Below are 21,321 nucleotides of genomic sequence, written 5' to 3'. Positions count from 1 at the left end.
TGTTCCTCGGCCGCTGCCCGGGCCGCCGCCCCGGCTCTACTCCGCGGGGCTTTGTCCTTGTCCCACCCTGTTGTTCTCCTCCGTTCCGGGGGGGGGGGGGGGGCGGGCGCCGGGGGGCCCCGCGGGGGGCGCCCCCCCCCCCCGACCAGCTAGTCGACCGGTTTGCGCAGGGCCGCCAGGAACATCGCGTCGGTGCCGTGGCGGTGGGGCCACAGCTGGGCCGATGGGCCGTCGCCGAGGTCGGTGACGCCGGGGAGCAATGCGCGGGTGTCGAGTTGCTCGGCGCCGGAGCGGCGGACGAAATCGCCGACGACCGCGACTGTTTCGGGCAGGTGCGGTGAGCAGGTCGAGTACACGACCACGCCGCCCGGGCGCAGCAGCTCCCAGGCTGCGGTGAGCAGTTCGCGCTGCAAGGTGACCAGTTCCGGCACGTCGGCGGGGGTGCGGCGCCAGCGGGCCTCGGGCCTGCGGCGCAGGGCACCGAGTCCGGTGCAGGGGGCGTCGACGAGGATGCGGTCGTAACCGGGGGTCAGTCCGCTGTCCCTGCCGTCGGCGACGTGCACGGTGACGGGCAGTCCGCGGGTGGACTTGCGGACCAGTTCGGCCCGGTGTTCGGCCGGTTCGACGGCGTCGACGCTGAACAGGTCGATCGCGGCCAGCGCGCCCAGCATGGCCGCCTTGCCGCCGGGACCCGCGCAGAGATCGAGCCAGCGGCCCGCGTCGGGGCCGTTCAGCGGTGCCTTGGTCAGCGCGACGGCGACCAGCTGACTGCCCTCGTCCTGGACAGCGGCGATGCCGTCGCGGACGGGTTCCAGCTGACCGGGGTCGCCACCTTCGAGGTACACCGCATAGGGCGACCAGCGGCCTTCCTCGCCGCCGGTGACCAGCGCGAGTTCTTCGGCGGTGATCTCACCGGGCCGCGCGACCAGGTGCACGACCGGGCGCTCGTCGTCGGCGGCCAGCAGCGCACCCAGTTCACCCGCCTGCGCGCCGAGGGCATCGGCGAAAGACTGGGCGATCCAGGTCGGGTGGGCGTATTCGAAGGCGAGACCACCGACGGGATCGGCGGGCGCCAGCTCGGCCACCCACTCCTCGACCGTCTTCTCCCCTGCCCGCCGCAGCACCGCGTTCACGAAACCCGCACGGCCCTGGCCGAATTCGGCACGAGCCAGATCGACGGAGGTGTCGACAGCGGCATGCGCGCCGGTGCGGGTCCGCAGCAGCTGATAGACGCCGAGCCGCAGGATATCGAGGATCGGCCCGTCGATCTCACCCACCGGCCGCCCCGCGCACGCCGCGATCACCGCGTCGAGCTGCTCCTGCGAACGGCACGCGCCATAGGTGAGCTCGGTCGCGAACGCGGCATCACGCCCGCTGATCTTGCGCTCCCGCAACAACTTCGGCAGCACCAGGTTGGCGTAGGCGTCGCGTTCGCGCACGGCTCGCAGCACATCGAGTGCCACTTCGCGCGCGGGGTCGACCGGCTCGCCGCGCCGCTTCCGCGGGCTCGGCACACTCGGATCAGGCCGATCCTCGCGCCTGCGATCCGCCCTCGGACCGGCCTGACTACCGCCACGCTCACCCGCCGAGCGCTTGTCACCGCGGGCCGCATTACCACCTGAGCGCGCACCACCGCCGCGACCCGCTGCGGCGCCACGCGTATCCCCTTCGCGCGCAGCACGATCCGCCGCAGCCCGACCACCGGTCGCACTGCCACGGCCCTGGGGACCACCCGACCGGGGGCCGCCCGATCGTTCGTCACGACCGCGGCGATCGTCGTCACGACCACGGTCGTCACGTTGCCAGCCACTCGTACCGCGACCGGCGTCGCCACGATCGTCCGACTGGCGCGAACCACCGGAGCGCTGCGCGGTGCCGCCGCCCGCTCGCACGGTGCCGCCGCCCTTGGCCGCGCGGGCCGCCCAGCCACCGTCGACATTCTTGCCCGTGACCTTGCGTTCGTCGCGCGGTGCGGCACCGCTGCGCTCGTCGGCTTCCCGCCGTCGCCTGCGATCCGACGCACTCATCCGATCACCGTGCCCGGTGCAAGGCGGGCGCCGCGGGCCCAGTCCAGGGCGTTCATCATCTTCTTGCCGGGTGGCTGGACCTGGCCGAGCCGGACCGCTGTGGTCGACGTGCCGACGAAGACGCCGGACTTGCGCACCTCGATCTCGCGTTCGGGCAAGGTTTCCTCCACCATCTCCACCGGGCCGAGCTTGAGGCGCAGCCCGTTCATCTCGGTCCACGCGCCGGGCGCCGGGGTGACGGCGCGAATGCGGCGGTGGATGGCCAGTGCGGTCTCGTCGAACCGGATCCGGCCTGCTTCCACGGTCACCTTCGGCGCGTAGGACACGCCGTCGCCGGATTGCGGAATCGCTTGCAGTGTCCCGTCTTCCACGCCGTCGAGGGTCTTGTCCAGCAGGACGGCGCCCGCCTCCGCCAGCCGGGCGAGCAGCTCGCCCGCGGTGTCGGCCACGCCGACCTTCTCGGTCATCACGCCGTACACCGGGCCGGTGTCCAGGCCTGCCTCGATCAGGAAGGTCGACGCGCCGGTCAGGTCGTCACCGGCATCGATCGCCGCCTGCACCGGCGCGGCGCCACGCCAGGCGGGCAGCAGCGAGAAGTGCAGGTTGATCCAGCCGTGAGTGGGAATGTCGAGCACCTGCTGGGGCAGCAACGCGCCGTAGGCCACCACGGGGCAGCAGTCCGGGGCCAGGTTGGTCAGCGCCGCGACGAACTCGGGCTCGGCGGGCTTGCGCGGGGTGAGCACCGGGATGCTGTGCTCGTCGGCCAGTTGCCCCACCGGCGAGCGCATGATCTTGCGGCCGCGACCCGCGACGGCGTCGGGGCGGGTGATCACGGCGACGACCTCGTGGCGCTCGCTCTCGATCAGCCTGCGCAGCGACGGCACTGCGGGTTCGGGTGTTCCTGCGAAGACGACGCGCATCAGCGGCCACCGCCGACGCCGCTGGACTCGCGGACGGTGACTCCGGCACGGAACCAGTCGGATTCGCGGATGGTGCGCATCGCGTCCTTGCGGTCGGCGGGCTCGAGCTTGTTCACGAACAGCACGCCGTCGAGGTGATCGGACTCGTGCTGCACGCACCGCGCGAGCAGCCCTTCGGCCTCGAATTCCACGGGCGCACCGGCACTGTCGACGCCGGTGACGCGCACCCGCATGGCGCGGCGCACGTCATAGCGCACCCCGGGAATCGACAGGCAGCCCTCGGGCCCGACCTGCTCCTCCTCGCCGATCGGCGACCATTCCGGGTTCACCACGTGTCCCGCGGCGTCACCGGTGTCGTAGACGAACACCCGCAGCCCGACCCCGATCTGCGGCGCCGCCATCCCGACCCCACCGTCGTCGTGCATGGTCTCGGTGAGGTCGGCGATCAACTGGCCGAGCTCGGCGCCGAACTCGGTGACCGCATCCGCACGGGAACGCAGAATCGGATCGCCGAACAGGCGAACGGGCTGAATGGTCACGCGGCGGCTCCCGGCTGGACGAAGTGCGGTCAGCCCATTCTATTGATCCCCGTGGTCGAGTCGTCGGCGCACCATCCGGCCGGGCCGTCAGGAATTTCCGGCGATGATCACCTGGGGAATACCGGTGCCGAGGGCCACCGGCTTGCAGACCGGTGCCGGGGCGTGGGCCGGGTCGAGCACCCGCAGCAGCAGCTGCTGCACGAACAGGTCGTAGACCAGGTGGAAATGGCCGGTCAGGTCGTCGGCGCACAGGTCCTGCAGGACGAGGTTCTCCGCGCCGGCGCCGTGCAGCGCGATGTTCTCGAAGGGCTGGATCATCTCGTCGACCCGGCTGCCGACGGTGACGTAGCGGGGGCCGGGCACGGTGTCGCCACCGGCATTGAGCTCGACCATCAGCGGTTCGCCCTGCGCCTGCTGGACCGCGGCCGTCGAGGTGACCTTCGCGTAGACGTCCATCATGCCGGGAACAGCCTGGCCGACCGGCACGAGTCCGTACATGACGCCGCCGTAACTGGGCGAGGCGAGCCCGACCCAGGTGCCGACCTTCGGCGCTCCGCCGAGCTTGTTGACGTAGTACCGGCTGACGTTCGCGCCCTGCGAGAAGCCGACCAGGTCGACCTTCGCCGCACCGGTCACCGCGAGCACGTCGTCGACGAACGCGGCGAGCTGGGCGAAGCTGATCCGCATGTCCTCGGTGCCGTAGGTGTCGGCGCCGGGCGCGCCGCCGTAGTTCAGGGCGAACACGCACATCCCCGCGTCGACGAGCTGCGGACCGATACCCGCCCAATCGGAGTACGCACTGGAGTCGGTACCGTGCACGAGCACCACCGGACGCGGATGCTCGGCGGTCGGCCTACAGCCGAAGTTGTTGACCCCCACCGGAACCGCGCCCGGACGCCCGTCCAGATAACGGGCGGCGGCGAGATGGTCGGTCTGGCGCGGGCCCGGTTCGTTCGGCACGATGGCAGGCCGGTACCCCGCGGGTTCGGCTCCGGCAGGCGCGGCCATGCTCCCGAAGGCCGCTGCGACAGCTAGCGCGATCGCGCCTGCCCGTCGCTTTTGTGCCACTCCCCAAACCCGCCTGCGCCACCGCTGTCCCATATCCCAAAGAAATACACCCTCGGAGTGGGTTTCGCACCTCCATAAACGGGGTATGAATGCCCCGAATTATCGGGGGTGCCGCGGCGGCACCGACCCAGCACCGGGAGCTCACTTCCCGGACGTGGCGTCGCCCCCTGGCGTGACGTCGTCCTCGGCGAGGATGCGATACAGGGCCCGGCGGGTCTCGGTGAGCACTTCGGCCGCCTTGGCCGCCTGCTCCGCCGTACCGACCTGGGCGACCTGACCGACCGCACCCATCACCTGTCCGACCAATCCGCGCAGGTCCAGCGCCTGCGCGCCGATGTCCTGCTTGACCTCGGCCCACGGGTCACCGAGTTCCTCGCGATTGGCCTCGACGTAGGTCTTGCCCTCGTCGGTGAGCTGGGCGGTCTTGCGACCGGCCACCTTCTCGATGAGCACCAGGCCCTCGTCCTCGAGCTGGGCCAGTGCCGGGTAGATGGACCCCGGGCTGGGACGCCAGACATCGTCGCTGCGCTCGCGGATCTGCTGGATCAGCTCGTAGCCGTGCATGGGCCGCTCGACGAGCAGCAGCAGCACCGCGGCACGCACGTCACCGCGCCTGCCCCGGCCGCCGCGGCCGCGTCCACGACCGAAGCCGGGACCGAAACCCGGTCCGAAACCTGGGCCGAAGCCCGGTCCGAACTCGGGACCGTGCCCGTGTCGCCCACCCCGGCGGAACTGCCGCCGATCGGGACCGAATTCCGTGGGGCCGGGTCCGCGACCGCGGCCGAAGTGTCCGAATTCTCGATTCTCTGCGTTGTGCATGACAGCCTCCTCAGGCTCTCTCGTTGTTCTTGACACTATCGACGATATATCGGCAATGCATCGAACGCAAGGGGTACTCTTGTGATCACCATGACGGAGCCGCTGCGGCCGATGCGGTTGGCCGAACTGATCGCCTCCCTGTCGCTGGCCACCGATCTCGGCCTCGGGCAGCCGCAGGAACACGTCCTGCGCCAGACGGTGCTGGCCACCCGGCTGGCCGACGCCGCGGGCATGTCCGATGCCGATCGTGCTGCGGCGTACTACGTTTCGCTGCTCGCGTGGGTCGGCTGCGTCGCCGATTCGCCCGAGATGGCCCACTGGTACGGCGACGATCTGCGGATCAGGGCCGACAGCTACGGCATCGACAAGGCCGGGCTGCCGATGATGACCTTCCTGCTCGGCCACCTGGCCGCGGGCGGCTCCCCGCTTCGGCGCATCTCGGTGACCGGCCGATTCCTGGCGGGCGGGGTCCGCGACACCATGGACTCGTTCCTCACCCACTGCCGCACCGCCGCCGATATCGCCGAGCGCCTCGACCTGCCCGCCGCGGTCCGCGCCGCGCTCCCACAGGCCTTCGAACGCTGGGACGGTCACGGCGTGCCCGCCGGGCTGCGCGGTGACGCGATCATCCCGGTGATGCGGGTGGTCCACATCGCCGACGACGCCGAGGTACACGCACGGGTGGGCGGCGTCGACGCGGCCGTGCGGATGCTGCGCTCACGCCGTGGCACCGAATTCGATCCCGACCTGGTCGACCTGTGTACCCGCGACGGTGGCGCGCTGCTCGACGGGCTCGATCAGGTCGACGCCTGGCAGCACGTGATCGACGGCTGCGCCGCCCTCGACCGCCCGATCCCCGAGGCCGAACTCACCGAGGTGCTCGCGGTGTTCGCCGACTACGCCGACACGAAAGCCATCTGGTTCCTAGGACATTCGCGCGCGGTCGCCGAACTGGCAGCGGCGGCGGCCCGCGAGTACGGCCTGCCCGCCGACCAGGCGACCATGGTCCGCCGGGCAGCGCTGGTGTGCAGACTCGGCACCATCGGCGTCTCGACCGGCATCTGGAACAAACCGGGACCGCTGTCCCCGAGTGAGCGCGAACGCGTGCGCATGGTCCCCTATCTCACCGAGCGCGTCCTGGCCCGCAGCCCGCATCTCGCCGCGCTGGCCGGACCGGCCTCGATGGTCTACGAGCGGATGGACGGCTCCGGGTATCCGCGCGGGCTCACCGGCGCGATGCTGCCGCCGACGGCCCGCATCCTGGCCGCCGCCCAGATGCTGCGCGCGCTCGGCGAGGACCGCCCGCACCGACCGGCCGCCGATCCCGACGAACGCGCGAAGATCCTGCGCGCCGAGGTGACCGCGGGCAGGCTCGACGGCGATGCCGTCGCCGCGGTGCTGGCCGCCGCCCAGGGGCGAAGGCCGCGCAAACGCGCGCGGGTCGCCGGTCTCACCGCCCGCGAACTGGATGTGCTGGCGCTGCTGGTGCGCGGACGTTCCACCCGCGAGATCGCGCAGACACTCGGCATCAGTCCACGGACCGCGGGCAGCCACGTCGAGCACATCTACACCAAGATCGGTGTGCACAGCCGCGGCTCGGCCGCGGTCTTCGCCATGCGCCACGGCCTGCTGCCGGACGAGGATCAGCCCGCAAAGATCGGGTGATCACCCGATGTCCGGCCGGCGCGCACGGCCGACACTTCCGGTATGACTACTTCGACCTTCACCCTCCAGCCGACCGAATCCCCCGTCGCCGATCTGTTTCTCGCCGCGCTGATCCGGCGCGACTTCGCCGCGATGGCCGCCTGCCTCGCGCCCGAGGTCCGCCTGCGCGCCCTCATTCCGCCCGGCCCGTTCGACGCGGTCGGCCAGGGTCCGGCCGTCGACCGGTTCCGCGGCTGGTTCGGTGGGCCCGACGATTTCACCGTGCTCGACGCCGGTGGTGACCGTGTCGGCGGCAAGCCCGCCCTGCACTGGCTGGTCCGGATGCAGCCCGTCCACGCTCCCGGCGCCGCCCGGATCGCCGAGCAGCGGGTCTTCCTCACCACCGAACAGGACCGGATCACCACCATCGATCTGCTGTGCTCCGGCTGGCAGTCTGCCGGGTGAGGTCAGCTCCGACCGGCCAGCTCGTCGATCCAGCGCTCCAGCCGCGCGCCCTCGGTCACCATCAGCTCGGGATCGCGGAAAGTGTTGGTGAGCAAAGAGATTCCCTGATAGGCCGCGACGAACGCGACGGCGAGCTCGGCGGCGTCGGACCTGCCGAGCTCGGCGAACTGAGCCCGCGCCCAGTCGATCAGCAGGCTCATCAGCCGCGCCGGTTCACCGCCGAAGGCGTCGGCTCGCTTGTCGAGTTCGGCGGCCAGCGAGCCGGTCGGACAGCCGAAACGCACGGCCAGTTCGCGCTGGTCCACCCAGCTCGCGACCATCGCCTTCAACCGCTCGACAGGGCCGGGCAGCGGCTCGATTCCCGCGATGACCTCGCCGAGTACCGCGGCGTGCGTGTCGATCACGGCCTGCACGAACTGGTCCTTGGTCTTGAAGTAGTAGTAGACGTTGCCCACCGGCACATCGGCCGCGGCGGCGATGTCGGCGATGGTCGTCTTCTCGATCCCCTGCTCGTAGAAGACCCGCGCGGCCGCATGGACGAGCCGTTCCCGCTTGCCGGCCTTGGGCACCACTGAGTCAGTCACACAACTAACTATAGACAGCCCGGCCAGGCCTTGCTACGTTGAGTTAGTCAGCCAACTAACTCAAGGAGTTCTCATGATCGTCGTCACCGGGGCCACCGGCAATATCGGCCGTCAGCTGGTCGGACTGCTCGCCGACGCGGGCGAGCAGGTCCGCGCCGTCTCTCGGGGTAGCAAGCCCGTCGACCTGCCCGCGGGCGTCGAACATCTCGTTGCCGATCTGGGCGACCTCGACAGCCTCTCCCCCGCGCTGCGCCGTGCGGATGCGCTGTTCCTGCTGATCACCGGCGAGCAGCTCATGACCGGGCCGGAACCCGCCCAGGTCGTGAAGGCCGTCGCCGCCGCCGGTGTCCGCCGGGTGGTGTTCGTGTCCTCGCAGGGTGCGGTGACCCGTCCCGCCTCCGCCGGGTACGCGCGGACGATCGCCTTCGAGCAGGCGCTGGCGGAGTCCGACCTCGAGTGGACCGCGCTGCGGCCTGGTGCGTTCTTCTCCAACACCTATGCCTGGATCGAGCCGGTGCGCACCGCGCGCACCGTCGCCGCGCCGTTCGGGGACGTCGGCCTGCCCGCGGTCGACCCGGGCGACATCGCCGCGGTCGCGGCAGCAGCCCTGCGCGAGGACGGGCACGCGGGCCGCGCCTACACGCTGACCGGCCCGGCCGTGGTGACCCCGCGTGAACAGGCCGCCGCCATCGCGGCAGCCGTCGAAGTGCCGATCGCCTTCGTCGAGCTCACCCCGGCGCAGGCCAAGGAGAACATGCTGCGATTCATGCCCGAGGCGGTCGCCGACCACACCTTGACCATCCTCGGGGCGCCGACCCCGGAGGAACAGCAGGTCAGTGGGGATATCGAGCGGGTACTGAGCCGTCCGGCCACCGCTTACCCGGAATGGGCGCACCGCCATCGTGCGCTGTACGCCTGAGTCCTGCGATCGGGATCGAATCACCCGGCGGCGTAGGTCCGTGTCGCTCCTGCACGGCGGAGGGCGGGCCCGCAGCGTGGGCACACCGGGCGGCTCGGCTCACGCCTCGTCGGCGGGACCAGCGCTCAGTCGGGTGCGCAGGGTGGGCAGGCCGGGCCCGGTCAGCTCGTCGGCATAGGCGATGCGCCCTGCCATGACCATGGCCAGCGCGATCGCCGGACCGCTGACCAGCGGACCGGCGCCCGTCGCGAAGGGCCCGTCGGTCGCTTCCAGGCGCAGGCCGGCGATGGTGGTCTTGCTGGGCACGGTGAAATCGCGGCTCGCGTAGAAGTCGGCGACCGCGGTGGCGGCCTCCGTCGAGGGGAGGGTGGACAGCCCGAGCGGTCTGCGGATGTCCTGGCCATGGACGACAACCTCGCCGAGCCAGGCCGCCGTGTGCCCGGACGCCCCGGTCGTGCTGGTGATGATCGCCCGGAACAGCGCGAGGGTCTCGGCGGGTGTGGCCCCACGATGTTCGGCCAGGCGCCGGGCATTGTGCAGGTCGAAGTCGAAGCGGGCGCCGAGGACACTCCGCAGCCACCGCAGCCTGCCGATACTCGCCGCCGCGGTGAGGTGGGCGACGACCTCCTCGACCACCCAGTTCCCGCACAGCGACGGCCGCGCCCACTGCTCGTCGGTCAGACCGGCGAGATCCTCGGCAAGGGCCGCCCGTTCGGCGTGCGCCATCGCCCAGAGTTCGTCACGAGAAAGAGTGTTCGCCAAGGGGACCTCCAGGACACGGACCGGGGACGCGCGGGCGCGCGCCGTCGTCAATGCAGACGACGCCGGCCGCGCGAATTCATCGGGCCCGTGTCAGCCCTCGGCGGTCGCGGGCACCGGCTCGCCGCGCTGGGCGGGGACCGACCGGCGCCGGTCGTTGGCCACGGCGGTGATCACGCAGGTGCCGAGCGGGCCTTCGCGGTCGTACATGGTCGCGGTACTCACCGCGACCCCGGCGTTCCCGACGTGGTCGAGGGCTTGCATGCCGAGTTCCGGGCCCACCGGCAGGCGGGACAGGGTGAGGGTCATGTCGGCATTGATGTAGCCGACGCCGCGTGAACCCCAGTGGCAGACGAGGTTGGTGAGGTCACCGGTGGCGGCGGCGCGCTGGAACGGCGTGAATGGTTGCCCGGCCACCAGCGGGGGCAGGTTCTGCCAGGTGACTTTGCGCTCGGCGTCGCGAGCGGCACCGAAGTCGGTGATCCAGTCGCCGTCACCGGACTTGAACAGCGGTGCGGCGCCCTGCGGATCGTCACGGCGTTCCGCGGGGGCGGGCAGCGTCCGTGGCGGCTGCCAGATCGTTCCCGGCGGGTCGTCGGTGGCGGCCAGGAAGGTCACGGTCGCCCTGGCCCGCGTCTGGTCCCGCTGGACGAGCCAGGAATCGACGACCTTGATGCGATTACCGGCCCGCACCACCGCGCTGTGCAGCGTGATCGGTTCCCTGGTGACCTGCTGGAACAGATCGACCGAGATCCTCGCCGGCACGAATCCCGTCCCCGGACTGTGCTTCTCGGCCTCCAGCGCGAGCAGGCCGCACACCGCGACGCCGTGCAATTGGTTCGGCGACCAGCGGCTCACCGCCAGATCGCTCGGCACGTACATCCCGTCGTGCGTCGTGAAGAACTCCACCACGATCCTCTCTGCTCACCCGAGGTCATGGTAGGACAGGGCCCGAGGCCTGCGAATCCGGCGGGCGCTCCTAGCCCCGAGCCCGCCCGGTCACCGCGCCGGCGGCCCGAGCACACGCCGGACAGCCGATGGCGACCGGACCCGCGGCCTGCGAATCCGACGGACACTAGTCGCCCGAGCCCGCCCGGTCACCGCGCCCGCAGCCCGAGCACACGCCGGACAGCCGATGGCGACCGGGTCGACACTGCCCGCGGCCTGCGAATCCGACGGGCGCTCCTCGCCCGAGTTCGGCCGGTCACCCACGCCGACGACCCGGGCGCGCGCCGGTCAGCCGATGTCGACCGGGTCGACCTGCACCCGTAGCGGGTCGTCGGATCGATGGGAGCTGCGGACCGCCTGGGCAGCGGTCAGGGCGCGAGCCAGCGGCGCGCCCGCGGAGCGGCCGACCCGCAGCAGCATGCGCTCGACCTCCGCCGGGGAGTCACTGCCGGAGAACGGCTTTCGCGCTGTCGGGGGCAGCGGGACCGGACCGAGCACCTCGGTGCCGTCGGGTAGCTCCGCCGCGTCCAGGAATTCGGCGATCGAAGCGGACGTCCCGTCCACGGCCGCCAAGCGCACGGCGGGCGGGAACCCGACCTCGGTGCGAGCCTCGAGCTCGGCGGCGGCGTGGTGGACGGGGTCCCAGCGGACCAGTGCCTGGACGGTGGGCAACGCGGGCTCGGCCATCACGATGACCTGTCCGCGCGGCCGGACCAGGGCGGCGGCACCCATCCAGCGGCGCAGCGTGTCCTCGCTCGCCCTCAGGTCGGCCCGCCCGAGCAAGGCCCAGCCGTCGAGCAGCAGCGCCACCCCGTAACCGCCACGCACCAGTGGCTCCGCACCGACCGTGGCGACCACCACCTGCGCGCCCGGCTCGACGGTGTCGATGACTTCCCCGCCACCCGACCCACGGATCGGCACGCCGGGAAACGCCCGGCCGAGTTCTTCGGCGGTGCGCGCCGCACCGATCACCATCGCCCGCAAGGCACGCGCCCCACAGGCCTGACAGCGGAAGGCGGCCTCGGTGATACCGCACCACTTGCACTGCGGGCTCGCCGCCTGTCCGTCCGCGGACTGCGGCAGCGACAGCGGCCCGTTGCAGTGCCTGCAGCGGGCAGGCGTCCGGCATTTCGCGCAGGCCAGCGAGGGGACATACCCGCGCCGGGGCACCTGGACCAGCACCGCGGCGTTCTCCTTGAGCGCCGCGCGGGCGGCCGCGAAGGCGACGCCGGGCATCCGCACCGCCCGCGCCAGCGCATCGCGTTCCAGGGCGAAGTCGGTGTCACCGGGCGCGCTGATCCGCGGCATCACTTCGCGCAGCACCTGTCGCTCGGCGAGAAGGTCACGGGCCCAACCGGATTCGACCACGGCCTGGACTTCGGCGGTGCGGGCGAAACCGGCGGCGACGAAGGCCGCGCCCGTCTCGTGAGCACGCAGCATCGCCACCTCGCGCGCATGCGGATACGGGGCACGCGGCTCGGCGTAGGTGTCGTCGCCGTCGTCCCAGATGGCGATCAGCCCGAGGTCGCGCGCGGGCGCGAACACCGCGGCCCGAGTGCCGACCACGATGCGCGCCTGACCGCGCAGCACCGCCAACCAGCGCCGGTAGCGTGCCGCGGGCCCCAGCCCCGCCGACAACCCGACCGCCGAATCCCCCACCAGCCGAATGCATTCGGCGAGCAGCCGATCGAGGTCACGTTGATCCGGCACCATCAGCACCGCACTGCGCCCACTCGCCACCACCGTGGCGGCGAGTTCGGCCAGCCGCGCCGCCCAGTCCTCCCCCGGCAACGCCTGCCAGGCGGCGCGTGCCGCCCTACCCTGCCGCAGCGCGCCGACGAACGCCTCGCCGTGCGTATAGCGCCCCCACGCCGACGTGTCGACACTCGGTTCCGTTACGGCGCTGGATGTTCCACCGTCCGAACCAGACGTTGTCGGCCGCTGCTCCGTCCCAGCCCGCGCTTCGGGCTCGGCACGCGCTTCGGGCTCGGCACGCGGTTCGGCCTCGGCACGCGGTTCGGCCTCGGCACGCGGTTCGGCCTCGGCACGCGGTTCGGGCTCGGCACGCGGTTCGGCGTTCGGCCCTTGATCGTGAGCCGACGATTCTCGCGCTGCCGCCGATCCCGATGACGCCCGTTCGCCGGGCACAGCGTCGACGGCTGCATCAGCCCCGGACTGCCGCAGCTCCACACCGGGCCGCTCGCCCATCGGCTGCTGACCGCGACCGTCGGCCAGTACGCTCGGGGTCGCCGATGGCGGCGGCTCGGCCGCGTCAGCTGCGTCGACTGCGTCCGGCGTGTCGGCTGCGTCGGCTGCGTCGGCTGCGTGCGCATTCGAAGCCGATTCCGTTGCGGCAGTGGACTTCTTGGTCGCCCCCGCCTCCGTGCGGGCGTGGCGGGGTGGGATGGCCAGGCGCAGGACGTCGGCGCGGGTGCCCGCGTAGCGGGCGGCGACGGTGGTGGCCAGGCGCAGGATTTCCGGGGTGAGGACGCGTTCCGGGGAGACGACGCGCTCGAGCTTCACCATCTTGCCGGTGTGGTCGCTGCGCGGGAGCCGCTCGAGCAGGTACCCGTCGACCAGGCGGCCCGCGAAACGCACCCGGACCCGCACGCCCGGCTGCGCGATCTCGTCCAGGTCCGGTGGCACCAGGTAGTCGAAATCGCGGTCCAGGTGCGCAGGCGACAGCAGCGGGAGCACCCGAGCGATCGGGTGTCCCGCTGCTGTCGTTGTGTCGTCCGCTGCCACGCGGGCGGTGAGTCTTACAGGCCGACGGCCGCGCGCAGCTTGTCGGCGCGGTCCGTGTGCTCCCAGGGCAGGTCGACATCGGTGCGGCCGAAGTGACCGTAAGCCGCGGTCGGCGCGTAGATCGGGCGCAGCAGGTCCAGGTCGCGGATGATCGCGCCCGGACGCAGGTCGAAGACCTCCGAGATGGCGGCCGAGATGCGGACCGGGTCCACCTTCTCGGTGCCGAAGGTCTCGACGAACAGGCCGACCGGGGCCGCCTTGCCGATCGCGTACGCGACCTGCACCTCGACCCGTTCCGCCAGACCGGCGGCAACGACGTTCTTGGCGACCCAGCGCATGGCGTAGGCGGCCGAGCGGTCCACCTTCGACGGGTCCTTGCCGGAGAACGCGCCGCCACCGTGGCGGGCCATGCCGCCGTAGGTGTCGACGATGATCTTGCGGCCGGTCAGGCCCGCGTCGCCCATCGGGCCGCCGAGCACGAACTTGCCGGTCGGGTTGACCAGCAGCCGGATGTCGGAGGTGTCCAGGCTGGGCAGCTCCAGGTCACCGACGACGGCGTCGAGGACCTTCGCGCGGATATCGGGCGCGAGCAGGTTGTCCAGGTCGATATCGGCCGCGTGCTGGGTGGAGATGACGACCGTGTCGAGGCGGACCGGGCGGTCACCGTCGTATTCGATGGTGACCTGGGTCTTGCCGTCGGGACGCAGGTACGGCAGCACGCCGGACTTGCGGACCTCGGTGAGCTTGCGCGAGAGCCGGTGCGCGAGCGCGATCGGCAGCGGCATCAGCTCGGGGGTGTCGGTGGTGGCGTAGCCGAACATCAGGCCCTGGTCACCGGCGCCCTGGCGCTCGATCGCGTCGTCGGAACCGCCGACGCGCGCCTCGTGCGAGGTGTCGACGCCCTGCGCGATATCGGGCGACTGGGCACCGATCGCGATGTTGACACCGCAGGAGTTGCCGTCGAATCCCTTTGCGGAGGAGTCGTATCCGATCTCGAGGACCTTCTCCCGGACGATCCGCGGGATATCGGCGTAGGCCGAGGTGGTGACCTCGCCCGCCACATGGACCTGACCCGTGGTCACCAGGGTTTCCACCGCGACCCTGCTGCTCGGGTCCTCCGCGAGCAACGCATCGAGGATGGAATCGCTGATCGCGTCACAGATCTTGTCCGGGTGACCTTCGGTCACGGACTCACTGGTGAATAGCCGACTACCTGTCGTACGCACAGTTATTCCCTCTCCCTCAACGGGTACTCGTTCCTTATCAAGACTATTCCAAACCACCGACGAGGTGGCGCAGTGCACACAGACTGTCCCGGACTGTTCACCGAACCGGCGAAGCCGCCCACAGACCGCGCCCGTACGCAGTACACTGCGCGACGATCATTGCAGCGCAACAGATCTCGCGAAGTAGGTGGACCGTACCCCGGTCAGCGCAGCAGCGGGACGAGCGCGTCGAGCACCCGGCTGGCCAGCAGCGCCTTCGAACCGTGATCCAGGGCCTGTTCGGTACCGTCGGCGCCGAGCAACCAGCCGTCGTTGGTGTCGACCTCGAACGCCTTGCCCTCGCCGACCGCGTTGACCACGAGCAGGTCGCAGCCCTTACGGGCCAGTTTGGCGCGGGCGTGGGTGAGCACGTCACCGTTGTCGTCCCCGGTCTCGGCGGCGAAGCCGACGATCGCGGTGCCTGCGAGCCTGCCGTCGGTGCGGGCGTCGACCAAGCCGGCGAGGATGTCCTCGTTCTTGGTCAGCGGGATCACGTCGGGCTCGTCAGCGCCCTTCTTGATCTTCGCCGCGGCGACGTGGGTCGGCCGGAAATCGGCCACCGCGGCCGCCATGATCACCGCATCGGAGCCGAGCGCGTGCTTGTCGACCGCGGTCTTGAGCTGCTCGGCGGTGGTGATGTGGACCAGGTCGACGGCGGCGGGGGGCGCGAGTTCGATGGTGTTGCCCGCGATCAGCGTCACCTGGGCGCCGCGCTGGGCGGCGACCCTGGCCAGGGCGTAGCCCTGCTTGCCCGAGCTGCGGTTGCCGAGGAAACGCACGGGATCGAGCGGTTCCCTGGTGCCACCGGCGGTGATCACCACGCGGCGACCGGTCAGGTCGCGGGGCAGCGCGTCGGGACGTTCGAGCAGCAGCGAGGCCAGGCCGAAGATCTCCTCCGGCTCGGGCAGCCTGCCCGGACCGGTGTCGGTGCCGGTGAGCCGGCCCGACGCGGGTTCCATGACATTGGCGCCGTGCGCTCGCAGCGTCGCGACATTGGCCACCGTCGCCGGATGCTCCCACATCTCGGTGTGCATCGCGGGCGCGAACAGCACCGGACATCGAGCCGTCAGCAAGGTGGCGGTGAGCAGATCGTCGGCGCGCCCGTGCGCGGCGCGCGCCATCAGATCCGCGGTGGCGGGGGCGATGACGACCAGATCGGCCTCCTGACCGATCCGGACATGCGGAACCTCGGGCACGTCGGCGAACACGCCGGTGTGCACCGGCTGGCCGGACAGTGCCTCGAAGGTCGCCTTACCGACGAACTGCAGGGCCGACTCGGTGGGAATCACCCGCACCTGATGGCCGGTCTCGGTGAACCGGCGAACGAGGGCACACGCCTTGTAGGCGGCGATGCCCCCGCTGACCCCGACGACAATCCGCATGGTCTCTACGCCTCCGGAAAAGAGATTGTCACTCGCCCTCGGTGTGCTCGAGCAGGTCGGAGTGGATTTCGCGCATGGCGACCGACAGCGGCTTCTCCTGCAGGCCGGGCTCGACCAGCGGGCCGACGTACTCGAGGATGCCGTCGCCGAGCTGGTTGTAGTAATCGTTGATCTGACGCGCGCGCTTGGCTGCGTAGATCACCAGGGCGTACTTGGACGACGTGCGCTCGAGCAGCTCGTCGATCGGCGGGTTGGTGAGGCCGATCGGGGTGTCGTACGCGGGCGCGGCTGCGGTGTCCGTACTCACTAGGGGAGGCTCCTGCGGGGTTAGTGGGTCAAGAACTCGAATTTGTGCTAACGAATAACGATACCAACTGCTCGCAGGCGGTCGTCACTTCGGCGTTCACGATCACCGTGTCGAACTCGTCACAGGCCGCCAATTCGACCCGGGCGGTCTCGAGCCTGCGCTCGATCACCTCGGGCGTCTCGGTGCCACGCGAACGCAGCCGTGAGACCAGTTCCTCCCAGCTCGGCGGGGCGAGAAACACCAGCAGCGCTTCCGGCATCGCCTGCCGGACCGACCGTGCGCCGGCCAGGTCGACTTCGATCAGTACAGAATGTCCGGCGGCCAGTGCTTCCCGCACCGGAGCCGCGGGGGTGCCCGATCGCTGCAACCCCCCGTGGATGTCCGCCCATTCGAGCAGTTCGTCCGCCTCGATCATGGCGTCGAATTCCGCTCGGGAAACGAAACGGTAGTCACGGCCGTCGACTTCCCCGGGCCGGGGGGCCCGGGTCGTCGCCGACACACTGAAGACCAGTTCGGGCAGGCGTTCCCGCACGCACCGCACGACCGTGGACTTACCCACGGCCGAGGGGCCGACCAGTACAACCAGCCGACCCTTCCGCGTGTGTTCGACCACCTGTATCAGGAGTCGAAGTCGAAGCGAGCCAGCAGCGCCTTGCGCTGACGGTCGCCCAGGCCACGGAGACGCCGGGTAGGGGCGATCTCCAGCTCGGTCATGATCTCGGCAGCCTTGACCTTGCCCACCTTCGGCAGAGCCTCGAGCAGCGCAGAGACCTTCATCTTGCCGAGAATCTCATCGGATTCGGCGTCGGTGAGGACCTGCTTCAGGTTGGTACCGCCACGCTTCAGGCGCTCCTTGAGCTCCGCCCGAGCACGGCGAGCGGCAGCCGCCTTCTCCAAAGCAGCGGCGCGCTGCTCGTCAGTCAGCTGGGGAAGGGCCACGGTTCCTCCGTCTCATCGTTCATTGCTAGATCTACCGCCGGTTACCCGGACGGTCTGTGCGACCGTACCCACGACGCCCGCCGATTGCGAACCCGACCCCCAGGTCAGGGCAGGATTACGGATGCCGTATGGGGCGCGCGGGCCCGATGCGGTGACCACCGATTCCTCCGCACCGATCGTACCGCCGAAATCGAAAAATGCACCCCTACCAGCGGTTTTACCGATATGGGCGATGTTAGCCATCAGGTAGCGCGCGGTGTGGTCATCGGCACGGCAAACCCGGTGATGCCCGACCAGGGACTTTCCCGAAATTCCCCGCGTGTCGCTGGATTTCGTACCGCGTGTCGTCAAGATCGGGAACGGAACCGCTCCAGAACCGCGCCGGTGGCGGTCGCGGTCACCTCGTCGATCCAGTCGGGAATCGGTGCCGCGCGGGCGATGTAATCGCGCACCAAACCGTACGGAATCGCCTTCACCGCGGCCTCGGCCAGCGCCGCCGCGCGCTCGTCGGCGGTCCCGAATTCGGTGACCACGGCAGCGAGCAGGGCCGCGTTCATCGCGTCGTTCACGGTGGCGATCTGCGCCCGCAGATCCTCGGGCCCGACATCGAGCAGTTCGTCGCGATGGAACATCTTCATCGCTCTGGCCTCGGTCGGGTTGGCGCGGCAGTACCGCGGCAGATAGGTGGCCGCGGCGAGCAGCGGTGACGGCCCGGCCAGCGCGGCGAGCAGGCCGACATGGAAGCGCCGGATCGAGCGCAACCACAGCCGGGCGAGCAGTTCGTCACGTGAGGCGAAGCGCACATAGATCGACCCCGTGTGCACGCCGGCGGCCTTGCCGATCGCGGTGATCGCGGGTCGGGTGATCGCCGGATCGACCAGCAGGTCGCGGGCCGCGTCGAGCACCTGATCGTCGGTGAAGAGACGGGGTCTTGCCACCGGCTCAGCCTAGTGGCACAGTTTATGAATATGAATTCAAGAACTAGTTTTCCGCTGGCCGGGGCCGCAGTGGTGTTCATCGCCGCCGTCCACACGATCATGGGTGTCGTCCTGCTCGCCGCGGGCGATCAGGACACCGAGCTCTCGTTCTGGTTCACCACGTTCGGTGTGGTCGGGATCGGTCTCGGGGTGGCCATGATCGAGCTGGAGCGAGCGCGCGGTTCCGTGCCCGCATCGGTGCTCGTCGCGCTCGCCGTGACGACGCTGGTCGGGTTGGTGTACATGCCGGTGTCGGGATTCCTCACCCTGCTGGTGCCGCTCGCCGTCGGCGCGGCGGGCTGGTGGCGTGGGCGGATTCCCGCCTCGGCCGAGGTGTGACCTGGCCCGGTCACACCGGCAGCCCGGGTGGTGCGATCACGGGCTAGGCGTCGACGGCGCCCGCGCGCAGATGCTGCAGGATGGCGAGAACCCGGCGATTGTGGGCCTCGCCCACGGGCAGGTCCAGCTTGGTGAAGATCGCGTTGATGTGCTTCTCGACAGCGCTGCGCGTGACGAACAGCTGCTGACAGATCGCCGCATTACTCAGGCCCTGCGCCATGAGTTCGAGCACCGCGCGCTCGCGCTCGGTCAGCCGGTGCAGCGGCGAATCGGCGCGGTTGTGCAGCAACAGCTGCCGCACCACCTCCGGATCGAAGGCGGTGCCGCCCGCGCCGACCCGCTCGACCGCGTCGAGGAACGCGCCGATCGCGGCGACCCGATCCTTGAGCAGGTAGCCGATGCCGCCGGTGCCGGTCAGGAATTCGGCCGCGTGCCTGCGTTCGACGTACTGCGAGAGCACCAGGACCGCGATCCCCGGCTGGTCCCGGCGGATCTCGAGCGCCGCCCTGATGCCTTCGTCGACGTGATCGGGCGGCATCCGGACATCGGCGATCACGAGGTCGGGCGGGCGGACCCGCACCGCGGCCAGCAACTCGGTCGCGGTGCCGACGGAGTCCACGATCTCGTGTCCCTCGGCGGTCAGCAGCTGAGCCAGGCTCTCGCGCAGCAGCGCGGAATCCTCGGCCAGGGTTATCCGCACGGAACCTCCACGGTGACGATGGTCGGACCGCCCGGCGGGCTGTCCACCCTCATCGTGCCGTCCAGCGCGGTGACGCGGGTGGCGATACCGGCCAGCCCGTGGCCGCCGGGGTCGGCGCCGCCGTTCCCGTCGTCGCGCACACGCAGGCGCACGAGCGGCCCGTCGCGTTCGACGCCGACGGCGATGGCCTCGGCCCCGGAATGCTTGATGGCGTTGGTGATCGCCTCGCTCGCGGTGAAATAGCAGGCCGATTCGACCGGTCGCGGCGCACGTTCGGTGAGCGCGTAGTCGAGCCGGGTCGGCAACGGTGTCCGGTCGGCAAGGGCTTCGAGCGCGGCGTGGAGTCCGTCGCGGGCGAGCATCGCCGGGTAGATCCGCCACGACACCTCCCGCAATTCGTCGAGGATGTGCCCGGTCTCGGTGATCGCGCGCCGGTGCAGCTCGCCACGCCGGTCCTCGTCGGCTTCCCGCTCCACCCGGCCGAGCAGGATGGACAGCGCGACCACCCGCTGCTGCACGCCGTCGTGCAGGTCTCGTTCGATGCGTCGTCGTTCGTCGTCGATCACCTCGATCACCTCGGCGCGCGTGGTGGTCAGCTGCGCCACCCGCTGCGCGAGTTCGTCCTGGCCAGGGCGGGTGCTCCGCCGCAGACACCAGGCCTCGGCTCGCACGACCCCGAGCAACCCCTGCACGGCGAGGAAGCACAGCACCGCTCCCGGCAATGCCAGCACCATGACGCTCGCCCAGGTGACCTGCCCCGGTTCGGTCGCATCGATGATCGGCACGGCGGCACCGGTTGCCGCGCCGTAGACCACGGCCACCGCGACGACGACCCCCAGACCGGACAACGCCAGGACCAACGCGCCGAGCGTCCCGACGAGCGCGCGGGCCGCCAGATAGCCCGCGGCCCGCGGCCCCCTCGGCACGCCGTTCGAGCGCACGCCGAGCAGCCGGGTGAGCCGCCGCCGCTCCACCGAGGCGATCCGGTCGGTCAGGCCCGGCGAGATCGGCGCGGCGAGCACGCCGAGCAGGTCGAGCGGCACGGTGACCACGCCGAGCAGATACCCCGCGATCGCCGCCGCGGCGCGTGACGAGCGCGGGGAGGAAGAGCTCATCATCCGATCCTCCCGTGCCACACCCACATCGACGTGCGCGGATCGCGCCAGGATGTGCTCATCGCCCAATTCTCGCGTGTCCCGGCCACACCGACCGGTAGTCACACCGCGGTCGGGCCGGTTCGGCCTGCGCGGGAATCTCATCGCCCGGCGGTCATCTGCGTCCGCACCTGACGTAGACGCCGGAGGACGAACACGGACGCGGCGACGAGCACGACGACGATCACGGCCTTCTGCAGGATGCCCGCGTAGGTCTCGACGAGGTGCCAATTCTCGCCGAGCGCGAACCCCGCGAACACGAAGATCGCGTTCCACATCAGGCTGCCCGCGGTGGTCAGCAGGGTGAAGCGGCCGAGGGGCATCCGTTCGACGCCGGCGGGGATCGAGATCAGGCTGCGGAAGATCGGGATCATCCGGCCGAAGAACACGGCCTTGTCGCCGTGGCGGGCGAACCAGTCCTCGGTGCGGTCCAGGTCGGACAGGCGTACCAGCGGCAGGCGGTCGACGATGCGGCGCAGGCGGTCGCGGCCGAGGGCGGCGCCGAGGCCGTAGAGGGCGAGGGCGCCGACGACCGAGCCGAGTGTCGTCCACAGCAGGACCTCGGCGAGGCTGAACCGGCCGCGGCTCGCGGTGAAGCCGGCCAGCGGCAGGATCACCTCGCTGGGCAGTGGCGGGAAGAGGTTCTCGAGTGCGATGGCGATGCCCGCGCCGAGGCCGCCGAGCTGTTCCATGAGCTGGACCGCCCATCCCGCGATGCCGGTGAGTTCGGTCGAAGTGGCTGTCGTTTCCATGCTTTCGACGCTAGGAAGCGGGCGCCTGGCGATCAGTAGCGTCAACCATCCGATCGGCAGGGTGCGACC

The 21,321-nt window shown here is 70.7% G+C and carries 22 protein-coding genes; 4 read left to right on the top strand and 18 right to left on the bottom strand.

The genetic code is table 11. The features are described from left to right. Nucleotides 1-149: 149 nt before the first annotated feature. From ACFWF2_RS16780 to ACFWF2_RS16760, 5 genes are all read right to left on the bottom strand, one after another. Nucleotides 150-1,514: an RsmB/NOP family class I SAM-dependent RNA methyltransferase gene (locus tag ACFWF2_RS16780; RefSeq protein ID WP_379308334.1), complete on the bottom strand. Its 1,365-nt coding sequence runs from the start codon at nucleotides 1,512-1,514 to the stop codon at nucleotides 150-152. A gap of 509 nt (nucleotides 1,515-2,023) precedes the next feature. After that, on the bottom strand, nucleotides 2,024-2,947 hold the full coding sequence (gene fmt, locus ACFWF2_RS16775) for a methionyl-tRNA formyltransferase (protein ID WP_379308329.1): 924 nt from the start codon (nucleotides 2,945-2,947) through the stop codon (nucleotides 2,024-2,026). Further along, a complete protein-coding gene (def, locus tag ACFWF2_RS16770) occupies nucleotides 2,947-3,486 on the bottom strand; it encodes a peptide deformylase (RefSeq protein ID WP_379308328.1) in 540 nt (179 codons plus the stop codon). The genes fmt and def overlap by 1 nt, the downstream gene beginning before the upstream one ends. A gap of 87 nt (nucleotides 3,487-3,573) precedes the next feature. Further along, the gene (locus tag ACFWF2_RS16765; protein WP_379308333.1) at nucleotides 3,574-4,494 is read right to left on the bottom strand and encodes an esterase/lipase family protein; all 921 of its coding nucleotides are present in this window, start codon (nucleotides 4,492-4,494) and stop codon (nucleotides 3,574-3,576) included. Between the two features lie 201 nt (nucleotides 4,495-4,695). Further along, nucleotides 4,696-5,373: a PadR family transcriptional regulator gene (locus tag ACFWF2_RS16760; protein ID WP_379308327.1), complete on the bottom strand. Its 678-nt coding sequence runs from the start codon at nucleotides 5,371-5,373 to the stop codon at nucleotides 4,696-4,698. 90 nt (nucleotides 5,374-5,463) lie between these two features. Here ACFWF2_RS16760 and ACFWF2_RS16755 point away from each other — a divergent pair, with 90 nt between their 5' ends. Both ACFWF2_RS16755 and ACFWF2_RS16750 read left to right on the top strand, forming a co-directional pair. Further along, complete coding sequence (locus tag ACFWF2_RS16755; RefSeq protein WP_379308332.1) at nucleotides 5,464-7,038, top strand: HD domain-containing phosphohydrolase; 1,575 nt, start codon at nucleotides 5,464-5,466, stop codon at nucleotides 7,036-7,038. Between the two features lie 42 nt (nucleotides 7,039-7,080). Next, complete coding sequence (locus ACFWF2_RS16750; protein ID WP_379308326.1) at nucleotides 7,081-7,482, top strand: nuclear transport factor 2 family protein; 402 nt, start codon at nucleotides 7,081-7,083, stop codon at nucleotides 7,480-7,482. A 2-nt stretch (nucleotides 7,483-7,484) separates the two neighbouring features. Here the strand turns inward: ACFWF2_RS16750 and ACFWF2_RS16745 are convergent, their stop codons facing one another. After that, nucleotides 7,485-8,066: a TetR/AcrR family transcriptional regulator gene (locus ACFWF2_RS16745; RefSeq protein ID WP_379308325.1), complete on the bottom strand. Its 582-nt coding sequence runs from the start codon at nucleotides 8,064-8,066 to the stop codon at nucleotides 7,485-7,487. A gap of 73 nt (nucleotides 8,067-8,139) precedes the next feature. On the opposite strand from ACFWF2_RS16745, the gene ACFWF2_RS16740 reads away from it, so the two are divergent. After that, nucleotides 8,140-8,985: an SDR family oxidoreductase gene (locus ACFWF2_RS16740; RefSeq protein WP_379308324.1), complete on the top strand. Its 846-nt coding sequence runs from the start codon at nucleotides 8,140-8,142 to the stop codon at nucleotides 8,983-8,985. Between the two features lie 99 nt (nucleotides 8,986-9,084). On the opposite strand, the gene ACFWF2_RS16735 is transcribed toward ACFWF2_RS16740, so the two are convergent. The 9 genes from ACFWF2_RS16735 to ACFWF2_RS16695 form a co-directional block, all read right to left on the bottom strand. Continuing rightward, nucleotides 9,085-9,747, bottom strand: coding sequence for a maleylpyruvate isomerase family mycothiol-dependent enzyme (locus ACFWF2_RS16735; RefSeq protein ID WP_379308323.1), 663 nt, complete (start codon nucleotides 9,745-9,747; stop codon nucleotides 9,085-9,087). A 90-nt stretch (nucleotides 9,748-9,837) separates the two neighbouring features. Continuing rightward, nucleotides 9,838-10,653 carry an acyl-CoA thioesterase domain-containing protein gene (locus ACFWF2_RS16730; RefSeq protein WP_379308322.1) on the bottom strand — a complete coding sequence of 272 codons (816 nt, stop codon included), beginning with the start codon at nucleotides 10,651-10,653 and terminating at the stop codon, nucleotides 9,838-9,840. A gap of 327 nt (nucleotides 10,654-10,980) precedes the next feature. Beyond that, nucleotides 10,981-13,437: a primosomal protein N' gene (locus tag ACFWF2_RS16725; protein ID WP_379308321.1), complete on the bottom strand. Its 2,457-nt coding sequence runs from the start codon at nucleotides 13,435-13,437 to the stop codon at nucleotides 10,981-10,983. A gap of 14 nt (nucleotides 13,438-13,451) precedes the next feature. Continuing rightward, nucleotides 13,452-14,663: a methionine adenosyltransferase gene (metK, locus tag ACFWF2_RS16720; RefSeq protein ID WP_378847045.1), complete on the bottom strand. Its 1,212-nt coding sequence runs from the start codon at nucleotides 14,661-14,663 to the stop codon at nucleotides 13,452-13,454. A 203-nt stretch (nucleotides 14,664-14,866) separates the two neighbouring features. After that, nucleotides 14,867-16,084: a bifunctional phosphopantothenoylcysteine decarboxylase/phosphopantothenate--cysteine ligase CoaBC gene (coaBC, locus tag ACFWF2_RS16715; RefSeq protein WP_379308320.1), complete on the bottom strand. Its 1,218-nt coding sequence runs from the start codon at nucleotides 16,082-16,084 to the stop codon at nucleotides 14,867-14,869. A 28-nt stretch (nucleotides 16,085-16,112) separates the two neighbouring features. After that, nucleotides 16,113-16,433 carry a DNA-directed RNA polymerase subunit omega gene (gene rpoZ / locus ACFWF2_RS16710; RefSeq protein ID WP_378847075.1) on the bottom strand — a complete coding sequence of 107 codons (321 nt, stop codon included), beginning with the start codon at nucleotides 16,431-16,433 and terminating at the stop codon, nucleotides 16,113-16,115. Continuing rightward, entirely contained in the window at nucleotides 16,420-17,004 is a 585-nt protein-coding gene (gene gmk / locus ACFWF2_RS16705) for a guanylate kinase (protein WP_189023620.1), read from the bottom strand. Before gmk ends, rpoZ begins: the two co-directional genes overlap by 14 nt. Before the next feature lie 5 nt (nucleotides 17,005-17,009). Continuing rightward, a complete protein-coding gene (gene mihF / locus ACFWF2_RS16700; RefSeq protein WP_030203531.1) occupies nucleotides 17,010-17,330 on the bottom strand; it encodes an integration host factor, actinobacterial type in 321 nt (106 codons plus the stop codon). A 347-nt stretch (nucleotides 17,331-17,677) separates the two neighbouring features. Further along, a complete protein-coding gene (locus ACFWF2_RS16695) occupies nucleotides 17,678-18,268 on the bottom strand; it encodes a TetR/AcrR family transcriptional regulator (RefSeq protein WP_379308319.1) in 591 nt (196 codons plus the stop codon). A 30-nt stretch (nucleotides 18,269-18,298) separates the two neighbouring features. Between ACFWF2_RS16695 and ACFWF2_RS16690 the strand changes: the two genes are divergently transcribed. Further along, nucleotides 18,299-18,646 carry a DUF6463 family protein gene (locus ACFWF2_RS16690; protein WP_379308318.1) on the top strand — a complete coding sequence of 116 codons (348 nt, stop codon included), beginning with the start codon at nucleotides 18,299-18,301 and terminating at the stop codon, nucleotides 18,644-18,646. Between the two features lie 43 nt (nucleotides 18,647-18,689). Here the strand turns inward: ACFWF2_RS16690 and ACFWF2_RS16685 are convergent, their stop codons facing one another. From ACFWF2_RS16685 to ACFWF2_RS16675, 3 genes are all read right to left on the bottom strand, one after another. After that, the gene (locus ACFWF2_RS16685; RefSeq protein ID WP_379308317.1) at nucleotides 18,690-19,346 is read right to left on the bottom strand and encodes a response regulator; all 657 of its coding nucleotides are present in this window, start codon (nucleotides 19,344-19,346) and stop codon (nucleotides 18,690-18,692) included. Continuing rightward, complete coding sequence (locus ACFWF2_RS16680) at nucleotides 19,337-20,461, bottom strand: sensor histidine kinase (RefSeq protein WP_379308316.1); 1,125 nt, start codon at nucleotides 20,459-20,461, stop codon at nucleotides 19,337-19,339. The genes ACFWF2_RS16685 and ACFWF2_RS16680 overlap by 10 nt, the downstream gene beginning before the upstream one ends. A gap of 140 nt (nucleotides 20,462-20,601) precedes the next feature. Next, complete coding sequence (locus ACFWF2_RS16675; RefSeq protein WP_379308315.1) at nucleotides 20,602-21,252, bottom strand: DedA family protein; 651 nt, start codon at nucleotides 21,250-21,252, stop codon at nucleotides 20,602-20,604. Between the last annotated feature and the right edge of the window lie 69 nt (nucleotides 21,253-21,321).

This window comes from Nocardia sp. NPDC060259 (genome assembly GCF_042728775.1).
Lineage (GTDB): Bacteria > Actinomycetota > Actinomycetes > Mycobacteriales > Mycobacteriaceae > Nocardia.
Note: the sequence above shows the minus strand (reverse complement) of the source record. Positions and strands in the feature narration are given on the sequence as shown.